The organism is Deltaproteobacteria bacterium (genome assembly GCA_016931625.1).
GTDB lineage: Bacteria > Myxococcota > XYA12-FULL-58-9 > XYA12-FULL-58-9 > JAFGEK01 > JAFGEK01.
Map to the genome: position 1 here is coordinate 1 of JAFGEK010000166.1, position 10,973 is coordinate 10,973.

The window sequence follows — 10,973 nt, forward strand, 5'->3', positions numbered from 1 at the left end:
CCATGCCCAAGCATTTGCTGAGAGGTTATAAATGCCGGCGCGTAAAGCACGATGCGCGCCGGTCATACGCGCAAGCCAAGCGAAACCGGTAGTGCTGCGAATTAATCCTTGCGCAGCGAGTTCATGCGCTATGCTGGTTAAGTTGGCATTTGGAGCGATAACAATTGTATGCGTATTTGTTGTTGATAACGATACCGGGGCAACTAATAATAATAACGATGCTGCAATTGCGATACTGGCTGCTAAGCTGCTGGAAATTACATGTTTAATAGCGCGATTACGTGATTGTTTCTCCAAATTAATAATACTTTGTGGTTGGGTGTCATTAATAATATTTACATTACTAAATAAAAAGTTCGGATGATTAAGTTCGGTTTCAATTACCTTTGAATCATTGATTGAGTTAAGCTCGGTTTCATTGATAAATGTGTTGCAGATAATATTATCTTGAAGCTTTATGGATTCACTGACATTGTCAATTACTATTGGTATAATTGGTTCTTTTTTCTCAATATCGGCTGGTGCTAACGAAGCATGGACAATCTCAGAGCAGATAGATTCACCAAGATCTAAATTTAATTCTTCATTTGTTTGATGTTGCTCATTATCGTCGTTTATTAAAGCATTATCATTTGAAATTTGTTCTTGGTGAATAACATCGGTTTCAATTGTTAGGAGATCATCTTTTTGTATATCAGCATTATCATTATCGATTGCCGTTTCTGCTATATTTTGTACAAACTCTATGTTTGCAGTATTACGTGTAGCAGTTGGACGGTTACGACGAGGAACTCGTAAAGGTACATAAGAGCGTCGAATATTAAATTGTGGTATAAATTGCTGATTATTAGAAATAGCTAGTACTTCACCCGAAAGTGTTGTGTGACAAAAAGTAAAGGTAGCATTAATTTGTTCAAGAGATAAAGGCTGCTCACATGAATCGCAGTAAGCTAAGCCCACAATACCGCCAGGCATTGCTAATGAAATAATTGCATAAGCTCGTGGAATTTCAATACCCAAAGCATAGGCTATATTGGCACCACCAGGACTGCGACCTGAACCAATAATTGGTGAAGAAGCTTCAATAGCCCAACGCAGAGGTGATTTTTCACGCAAAGAAATACTTAGACCAAGAGATTGGTGACACAGACCATGCACCGCAACAACTTCGGCAGAGGTTCTATTAATGGCAAATATTGCGACTCTGCTAAAAAACCTGCCTAAATTTTGAGCCCACTGTCTGGCTGATGGTCTTACAAATTTAGATTTAGCTGGGTAGGTTATCATCCTACATGAGATCATGACCTTAAAATGAGAAAATTAGCAAATTATTAGCATGTATGCGTAATAACTAAATCAAAATATGCTAATCTTACAAATAGTCACTTACACCAGTGATTAATTTTATAAAATTTCTGATAATTAGGGGTCGTCTTACTCAAGATATCTATGTTGCAATGGTGTATGCTGGAATACATAGGGCGTGTAACATGGCCGACAAGGTCTTGGATGAACTCAATAAGCTTCTTGAAGACGTTGAAACTTTACGTCCGTCTGTATCAAAGCAAACGCCGCCAGTTAATTCTAATGCGGTAAAAGATAAACCATTAATTGAATCTGCGCCAAATAAGCATAAAATAAATGAAGAAGTGGATAAGTCAACTCAAAATAAGTCTGTTGCAGTTTTCGGTGATGGAGACACCCATCGTGATGTATTATTGCCTGAAGAATTAGACCAACCTTCATCTATATTTGTTATTACTGAAGATTTAGAAGAAGATTCACTGCAAGTTCATCCAATACAAGAGTTAGAAGAATTAGAACAGATAAATACATCGAAGACTGATGGAAATATGGTTACCCGGCAATTACCGTGTAATCGTAATCCAATTTCAAGCGCCAATTTAAATAGCCCGCCACCTCTACCTGCTAAAGAGTCAGATAATATTTCGGCACAAAAAGAATCGGAAACTAATGCCAATCGAACAAGACCACTGTATAGTGTGCCTAATAAAGATATACCCAATGGTACAGATGTTTTAGAACTAGAAGATATTCCAGTAGTTATCCCACCACAACCAGAAGATGAATTTTTAAAACCTGGCACTAAAATTAGCGTATATGTGATTGAGACTATTCTCAGCCGTGGAGGTATGGCAGAGGTATATTTAGCTCATCATACTGCTCTTGGTAAAAAGGTATGTTTAAAACGTCTTAGCCCACAGTTTGCACGTGAGCCACGTTGGGTTGAAAGATTTTTAGTAGAAGGTCGGCGGGCCAGTCAAATACATCATCCAAATGTAATTGAAATAAACGATTTGGTATCGATTGAAGATAATCATTTTTTAGTTATGGAGTATTTACCAGGTGAGAGTCTTGAAGATCGTATTAAACGAGTACATGCGTTGTCGTTTTCAGATATATTGAATATTGGTGAGCAATTATGTGATGCTTTGCTGGCAGTGCACGCTGCACATATTGTGCATCGGGATTTAAAGCCATCAAATGTGTTTCTTGATACCGGCACCAATACTGGCGAACATGTTAAATTACTTGATTTTGGAATTGCCAAACTTGTTGCTGAGTCACTAGATAGTGGCGCATTTCGCACAGGTACTGGGGTAATGATTGGAACACCTGGCTATATGGCCCCAGAGCAAATTGCTGGTGACAATATCGATTATCGTGCGGATATTTATTGTGTTGGGCTAATTCTATTTGAAATGGTTACCGGTGAACGACCATTTTCTGGTAGCACTTATTCACAGTTATTATATCAACATGCTACTTCATTGCCGACACCACCCGATCGCATTAATCGCCAAAATTGTCCAGGACCACTTGCTGATTTAATAATGCAATGTCTTGAAAAAGATCCAAACAAACGTCCCCAGAGTATGGAAGAAGTTAAAACCAGACTACTTGATTGTGAAGATAGTGATCGCAAAATTGCTTATGGTAGATCAAACACTTTTAAGTTTATTAGTTTTGTGTTGCTGCTTTTGGCCGTAATTGTTGCTGCTTATTTTGCTTATTCGTTTATCGAACCGCAGTCGGCCCAAAAAATAAATATATTCGGTGGCATAATGTCTAAAACTCATGAAAATATTGAGAGTGCCAATATCGAAATAAAACCTGAAAAAATAATTGATACAAATTCAGAGGCTAAATCTTCTACTGAAGAAATCAAAAACGATGATAAAAAAATAAAAAACAAGAATGCTAACGAAACTACTAAGACAAATAGTATAGCACCTTCACCTACATCAAACTCCAATGCAGGTAAAAGTAAGAAACCTGCACACAAACGTCGTCCACGTAAAACAAATTCTAATTCAGGATCATTTTTTGATCGATATTGAAATTTGTAATTATATTAAATAGTTGCAGTAATTAGTTAAAGTACATTTTTTACAGGCATATTTTAGTATTTGCTGCTATTATTAGTAAGAGGTGGCGGCGGGTATTACGTTGTAGGCGGTAAATAATACATGCAGGTGAACTTGCTGACCTGCATTTTACGTCTGCAGGATGATGAGTATTATGAAGTACTGGTTTGTTTGTTTAAATATGGCGGCACTTTTTTCAAACAAAATACGCTCATCGGCATGGATACTTACCTTATATAAAAATCAAAATAATCGAAGTGGTTTTCATTCTATTAGTAGCGAAGAGCTAATTTGAGACTAGAGACATTTATGGCCGTTTCTAGAAGTAGTTTTTTAGTTTTTATGGCAGTATTAAGTACTCCATTGCAATTAATATACGCACAAGAAACCACACCAAAGCGTGTGGCGATGTTTCCCTTGGGAATTAAAGGAAACGTTAGTAAAGAATCAGCGGTTAGTTTGCAAAATATTCAGAATAAATTAAATGAAGGACCAAGTTCCGATACTCAACTTGAGATAATAATTGGAGATGAGATTGACCAAAAACTTAACAAACCTGCACTAAAAGCAATTGCAAAATGTGAGCGTGTATCTCGTTATGAGCTATGTCTCAGACGCTTGGTGCGCAAATTAGATACAGATGAAATTATTACCGGTCGCTTCGAGGCTAACTCTAATAATGTTAGATTGCTTATATTGGCAATAGATCAACATGGTAAGGTGGAAGTTCGTGCTAATTTAGTACAAGCAACTACTATAGCTTTAGAATCAAGAATGAATCCACAACAAATAGCAAAAATATATGATGTAACATATAAAGAAAAACAAAAGCCGGTTCCCGAAATCGCAGCAAATGAAACAAACGACAATAAGCCGCAATCAATAATTGATGATTCGCTTGTTTTAACCCCACCCCCAACCCCCTCTTCTAATAATAATATAAGTAATATCGTGCAAACCCCGCCGCCCAAAAAACCGCCAATTTATGTTGAAAAATCACATGCCTTGCGATGGACCGGTTTAGTTATTGCTAGTGTCGGTATGATAGCTGCTGGCGTTGGTGGTTACTATTCATTTAGTGCTGATAGTCAAGGTGATATTACTCCTGATGGTACAACCACACAACGTCAAGCTTTTACAAAATACGAAGCCGCCCAAGATAAGGCAAAAAAAGGCAAATGGATATTAGTCGGTGGAGGAGCATTATTTGCAGTAGGTGCAACCCTATTTGTGATTGATTTCTAATTCAATTGCCCTCATGACACCAATGCCAAGCGTTTTGAAATATTTTAAGCCATGGTGACACATTTTCATTAATTTGTAGGCTAGTTGGTCGATAGGGCATTTGCCAGGATAAAAAGCAGCGTTCAGGATGAGGCATCATCGCTAAATGTCTGCCATCAATAGAGCATAAACCAGCAATACCTAATTGTGAGCCATTAGGATTAAATGGGTATTGTTGCGTGACTTCGCCTTCATCATCCACATAAAAAACCGGAACTAAACGACGTTTTATAATATCATCAAGAATATCTTGAGAGCGACAATGTAGGCGACCTTCGCCATGATTAACCCAAACTCCAAGTTTTGAGCCTTGCATATCACGTAGCATAACTGCTGAACTTTCATTTATACTAACGGTAACCCAACGAGATTCAAGCCGGCCTGAAAGATTGTGAATAAAACGTGGCTGTAAATCATTGCTAACCCCAGTAGCTGGCACCCAACCTAATAGTGCTGATAACTGAGCACCATTGCAGACACCTAGTGAAAAAGTATCGGGTCGCTCGCGGAAATCAGCAAACATCTGAGCTAAATCAGAGTGATGAAGAATAATACCGGCCCAACCTTTGGCACTATCAAGAACATCGGCATATGAAAAACCACCAGGGAAAGCTATACCGCGAAAAGCATCAAGGTGAATACGTTGAGCGAGTAGATCGCTCATGGCCACATCCCAAGTTTCAAACCCAGCCAACGTAAAAGCAGCCGCCATTTCGCGGTCACCGTTAGTTCCTTCTTCACGTAAAATTGCAACGCGTGGCTTATTATTGCTTTGTAAATGCTTCGTAAGTGTTGATTGTACTTTATAAGTTATTTTATATGTTGGGCCACGACGATTATGAGTCTTTGGTAGTTCATTTGCACATATAGCTGATGTCTGTAGGTGTTCTAAACGATCACTTGTTGCTTCCCACCAACTAAGTAAGGTATCGGTGGCTTCATCAAGTAAAACTATATCATCATTTTCAATAACAATACGACCATTAGTGGTTGTATGGGCTATTTTGATTGTTGGTATATGTAACCCTTGTAAGTATGAAAATACTTCAGCAATATTTTCATCCGCTACTTCAATGACCAAACCTAATTCTTCTGCAAAAAGCGTGGCAAATGGATTTTGTGCATCAGCAAGTTTAATACGTAAGCCACAACCACAAGGCATTGCCATTTCAGCTAAAGTTGTAATCAAACCACCATCACTAATATCATGGCCAGCAAGAATCAATTGTTGGTCGAGCAACTGCTGTATCGCATTAAAAGTACGTTTTAGTAATGTGGTATCATCAACATCTGGAGTATTTATACCAACTTGCGATAACACTTGAGCTAAAGCTGAACCGCCAAGACGGCGTTTGCCACATGCAATATCGAGTAAAAATAAACGACTGTTGCCAGGCAGTTTTATATCTGGAGTAACCACACAAGAAATATCAGGCACCATGGCATAAGCCGAAACTACAACTTGACCAGGTGCTTTAACTGTTTCATTACCAACACGAGCAGCCATTGACAGACTATCTTTACCGCCGTCAGCAGCAATACCGAGATTAACCATTACATCGCGCAATGCTGCTACTGCATCATAAAGAGCTGCCCCTTCACCTGGGAGTTTTGCCGCCCACATCCAATTTACTGAAGCCTTAATATCTTCTATCTTTGAGATTCGTGCCCAGACAATGTTGGTTAATGCTTCAGCAACTGACATACGTGCACCAGCCGCAGGTGAAACTAAACCTTTTAGTGGCTGTTCACCAATAGCAATGGCAGCACCAGTTTTGTTAGTAAAGCTTTGTGCAATAACTGCAACATCTGCAACCGTAAGTTGGCGTGGTCCACAACATTGTTGCTGTACAATAAGGCCAGTAACGCTACGATCAACCTTGCGAACTAGGTAGCCTTTAGAACCAACTGCGGGCAGACGAAAAACGTTTTGTAGCGCTTCAGCAATCGTTAAATCTTTGGGCAATTTTAAGGGGTATAATACTGAAGGTTTGCGAGTAATTTCGAAATTTTTCTGTGGTATGTTTGTTAAAATGGGACCTAACTCAAGGTTAACGGGTGTTGTGTTATTTAAGTTATCATGTACAACAACGCGACCATCACCAGTAATTTCACCAAGGTCTTCACATGCCACTTTTTCACGAATGCATAAGTCTTTAAAAGTTTGCAGGTGTTGTGGTTGCAATAATAAAGCTGAACGTTCTTGGTATTCAGCTCCCCAAATTTCTAATACCGATAAACTTTTATCACCAATATTAATGTTGCGAATTTCAATGCGGCCACCTACTGGCTCCATGAGTTCAGTAATAACATTACATGGACCGCCAGCACCTTGGTCGTGAATACTAATAATGGGATTATCATCGCCCATTTCAACGCAAGCGCGAATAACCCGATTGAGCTTTTGCTCCATCTGGGCGTCACCACGTTGCACGGCGCTAAAATCAAGCTCTTCTTTATTTTCACCTTGAATCATGCTGGAAGCCGCACCGCCGCCAATACCAATACGATAAGCGGGGCCACCAACGGCAACAATGCGCATCCCGACTTCAGCTTTGCCTTTATTAATGTGACGATGATCGATTTGCCCAACCCCACCGGTAAACATAATGGGCTTGATCCATTCACGTCGATCACCGTCAGGCAAACGTTGACCAAAAGAACGAACAAACCCTTGAATTACCGGCTCGCCGAATTTGTTACCATAGTCAGAAGCGCCATTGCTTTCTTCAATTAAAATTTGCGCTGGTGCAGCTAAATTGTTTGAGTACTCAAAGCAGGCATCTTCTCCAGGTATTTCGTAATCGTCGAGATTAAGACAGCCGACCCCATAACCTGCAGTTGCAGCAAGCACGAGCGAGCCAGCGCCAGTAGCGTGGCCATCACGAATACGGCCACCAGTGCCAGTTTGGGCACCAGGAAAAGGTGCTACTCCACTAGGAAAGTTATGCGTTTCGGCGGTGAATAAAAGATCGTAATCGACATCACGGTTGATAAATGGTGATGGAGCACCAGGGGTAGTTGGCATTAGCGCACTGATTTTATTGCCACGAATAGCGCTAGAGTTGTCACAAAACGCAATAACACTATTATTGTGATGAGCGTCTAGCGTTGAGTGCACCATTTTAAATAACGTCTCTGGAGCACGCGCACCATTTATGCTTAATGAACCTTTAAAAAACCAATGTCGTGAATGTTCACTATTGGCTTGGGCTAATTGAAAACATTCGACATCTGTGGGGTCACGGTGAAAATATTCAGAAAATAATCGATAATAAAAGTTGATATCCCAATCATCCATACCCAAGCCAAGTTCATTATTTAGTTCGCGCAAGGCCTCAATACCTTGTGAAATGATTGGTACGGTTTGAACAGGCTTAGGTTTAAGACCAGTATCAAAAGTGACTAAAGGAGTAGGGTAAGTGCATTCAGTCATGCGATCATGATGCTTAGCGATAAAATCTTGGCGATTACTTTCGGGTGGCAATAAATAGCGTCGTGATCGCTCAAGGCGAGTTACCGTATCAAGACCACAAGCGTGACAAATTGCGACTGCATTAGTTGAAAATGCGGTTTCAAAATTAAGTCGCGGACCGATTTCGACTATGTCTTGTGAGTGATTATTATGATTATTAAAAAAAGACTCTGCGGCAAAAAATTCAGGTTCAAAGGTTTCTGAAAGCAACCAATTTAAGATCTGCTTTTGTTCTTGGTTGAGAGACTTTGTTGTGTCGACGTAAAAGCAATATTCCATTGCAGCGTCCACCATTCGGTAGAATCGCTCAATCATGATGCAAATCTCCTTTTGCTTTCGCGGCGTTGTCTAAATAAAGCGTAACTTTAGGGGGACACCCCCAAGTTAACTGCGTTATAATGTTTTCTTGGTGCCTACTTAGAACAGGCTTGCTTGTCTAGCTTTATCGCAACATTTGTCATTTATTGATTTAAGTTGGCGATCGATTGAAAATTTTAATAAAAGGTGAATGGTAAATTATTAAGTAAACTTGACCTAAAATGTTAAACAAAAATAATTAGTTATGGGCTAACAGGTGAGCTTAAATTAAAGTGAAATGAATTTTTGTGAAATTTTTGTTAAATGGTTCAAGTGATAATTCTTTATATTTAACGCTGTTGTTGTATTTCTATGCTAGCCCCATCAACGATACTAGCAACTCCGCCTTCTTCTTGATCGATACGTTCTACAATGATTCGTTCACCATTGCGTAAAGTGCCAGATTTATCGCGAATAATTGCAGTATTTGCATTGCGATTTAGTACTTCAACATTGCGAGACACGGCCCGCCCTGAGACATCAACTAATACATGGGTACCTTGATTATTTTTTACTATGCTTGCAGTAGGTATTTCATAGGCACGTTCAATAAATTCGCGCACTAAGCGAAATTCTTTTGGCGGTATTTGGGCAAAAGAACCAGCAGGATCATTTAATAATACGATTATTTGTTTATTACCTTCTTGGTCATTTACTGCCGCAATTTTTGCCTGACTTGGAGTGCCTAAAGCAATTGATACAAATGATTCAGCTCCAGGCATAAGTTGGCCTGCATTTTTGGTGTTAAATACTAAATTTACTGCTGAATTATCTCGTAAAAGTATAGCTTTTTGCCCGGCTTTACCATTTTTACCTACTTGTACTGCAACTTCGATCACTGTTCCTGCAAATGGCGAACGAATTTGCTTCTGCGCCACTTGTGCTTCAATTTGTTGAAGTTTTTTCTGCGCGACTTGTAATTTTTGCTTTATCTTTTCTGCTGCAATGCCTGGTTTGCGAGCACGTTTAGCTAGTTGTGATAGTTTTTTATTTGCTTTTGCCCGTGCCTTTTTTAAACGATCTAATTCACGTTTTTGGGCTCCAGCATGAGTTGATAAATTCGCAATTTTTAATTTTTCTAACTTGTCATTTATTTCATCGCGCGCAGCAGTCTTTGCTTCGCGCTCTTTTAAAATTTTATTAAGTTTAATTGTGGCATTGTTATATTCTTTGCTTATTTTTTTAACAGCTGCCATGGCTTTTTTCAGTTGTTTGGCTAATGGTGCTGGTAAAGCCAGTTCTACCAAGACTTGATTGGCTTGGGTTCGCGCGTCGCGGGCAACTTTAACTTCAGCAATTTTTCCTTTTACTGGCAGCGCTAGCCATATTTCGTTTGCCGCTTGTACTTTAATTGCTGGTTCTTCTAAATAAACAGGTAATCGTTGAGCTTGCAGAGTGATAACTGCTGTTTTGATTGAACCTTCAAAAAGGTGGTTACTTTTAACAAAGTAGTAAAGACCTACTGCAGTGCCCCCCACTAAAACAACCAGCACTAATAGCCAAAGTAATCGTGAAGATAAATTGCTCTCTTCATGATGTATGGGTAAAGGGTCATCTGCAATTGAACTAATGCTTCCTGTTTTTGTCTCGGCAAGTGGTGATATTTCTGCTGCAAGTTCAGGATATAATTCGCAAGCTTGCGTCCATAAATAATCAACTTCAGCTGGTCCGCTTGAATCGCCAATAATTTCAAGGTGGCTAACTAATTTGGCTAAGCCAGCATCTTGAGGATTTAGCTCTTTAGCGGCTAAAAAATAATCGCGAGCATGAACTAGATATCCTTGCCGCACGTGTAACAATGCACTTTTAAGTAATCTTTTTAGCTCAGCTTCATCAAACGGCTCGTTGATAGCGTCTATAAGATCAATATCTTCAATAATCTCAGCGTCGCCTTCAGCTTTAACGTCGCGACGATCCATTACTTTAGTAGTATCTTCATTTGGTGACGGTGAAGATGGAGAATTGTCTTTTTCAATAAAACCCATTGAGTCAAGTTGGTTGATAAACTTGGCTAGATCAGGTTCAGAAATATCAAAATTGTATTCATTTTTTACTGCAGTAATTATTTCGCTAAGTTGACGCACCCCGTCGAGTTTTTGGGCAATAAGATATTCGATTTCATAGAGGCGAAAACTCGTCTGAGCTAATGGGTCATCAATACGATAAAAAACGACCCCTTGTTGCTCTTCGCGTGAGCATTTGAGATCGCTACGAAAGCGGTGTTGCATTGCGACTCTATACGTTTTACGGTTCGAAGCCCAAAATTGGTCAACGAAAAACCGTGATTATTAGAAGTATAATTCGAGGTGGTAAGTTAGCGCAAAAAAAAACACTCTAATTAGCTGACTCTTAGTCTCATTTTTCACTTTTATCGGAATTGAATTCCTACTTTCGTAGGAATGACGAGGAGTTACGTAAAACTCTCTACGTCATGCCCTCGAAAGAGGGCATCCAGTAAAGCCTAATAA

At 39.4% G+C, this 10,973-nt stretch carries 5 protein-coding genes; 2 read left to right on the top strand and 3 right to left on the bottom strand.

Going from position 1 to position 10,973, the window contains the following annotated elements:
* A partial coding sequence (locus tag JW841_14335; protein MBN1962116.1) for a hypothetical protein occupies positions 1-1,302 on the bottom strand: 1,302 nt, incomplete at its 3' end.
* 188 nt (positions 1,303-1,490) lie between these two features.
* Here JW841_14335 and JW841_14340 point away from each other — a divergent pair.
* Complete coding sequence (locus JW841_14340) at positions 1,491-3,362, top strand: serine/threonine protein kinase (GenBank protein ID MBN1962117.1); 1,872 nt, start codon at positions 1,491-1,493, stop codon at positions 3,360-3,362.
* A 336-nt stretch (positions 3,363-3,698) separates the two neighbouring features.
* Positions 3,699-4,634 (top strand): hypothetical protein, encoded by a 936-nt coding sequence (locus JW841_14345; GenBank protein ID MBN1962118.1) that lies wholly within the window; start codon positions 3,699-3,701, stop codon positions 4,632-4,634.
* 1 nt (position 4,635) lies between these two features.
* On the opposite strand, the gene purL is transcribed toward JW841_14345, so the two are convergent.
* Together purL and JW841_14355 are read right to left on the bottom strand one after the other, a co-directional pair.
* Positions 4,636-8,463: a phosphoribosylformylglycinamidine synthase gene (purL, locus tag JW841_14350; GenBank protein MBN1962119.1), complete on the bottom strand. Its 3,828-nt coding sequence runs from the start codon at positions 8,461-8,463 to the stop codon at positions 4,636-4,638.
* A 332-nt stretch (positions 8,464-8,795) separates the two neighbouring features.
* Positions 8,796-10,733: a hypothetical protein gene (locus tag JW841_14355; GenBank protein ID MBN1962120.1), complete on the bottom strand. Its 1,938-nt coding sequence runs from the start codon at positions 10,731-10,733 to the stop codon at positions 8,796-8,798.
* Between the last annotated feature and the right edge of the window lie 240 nt (positions 10,734-10,973).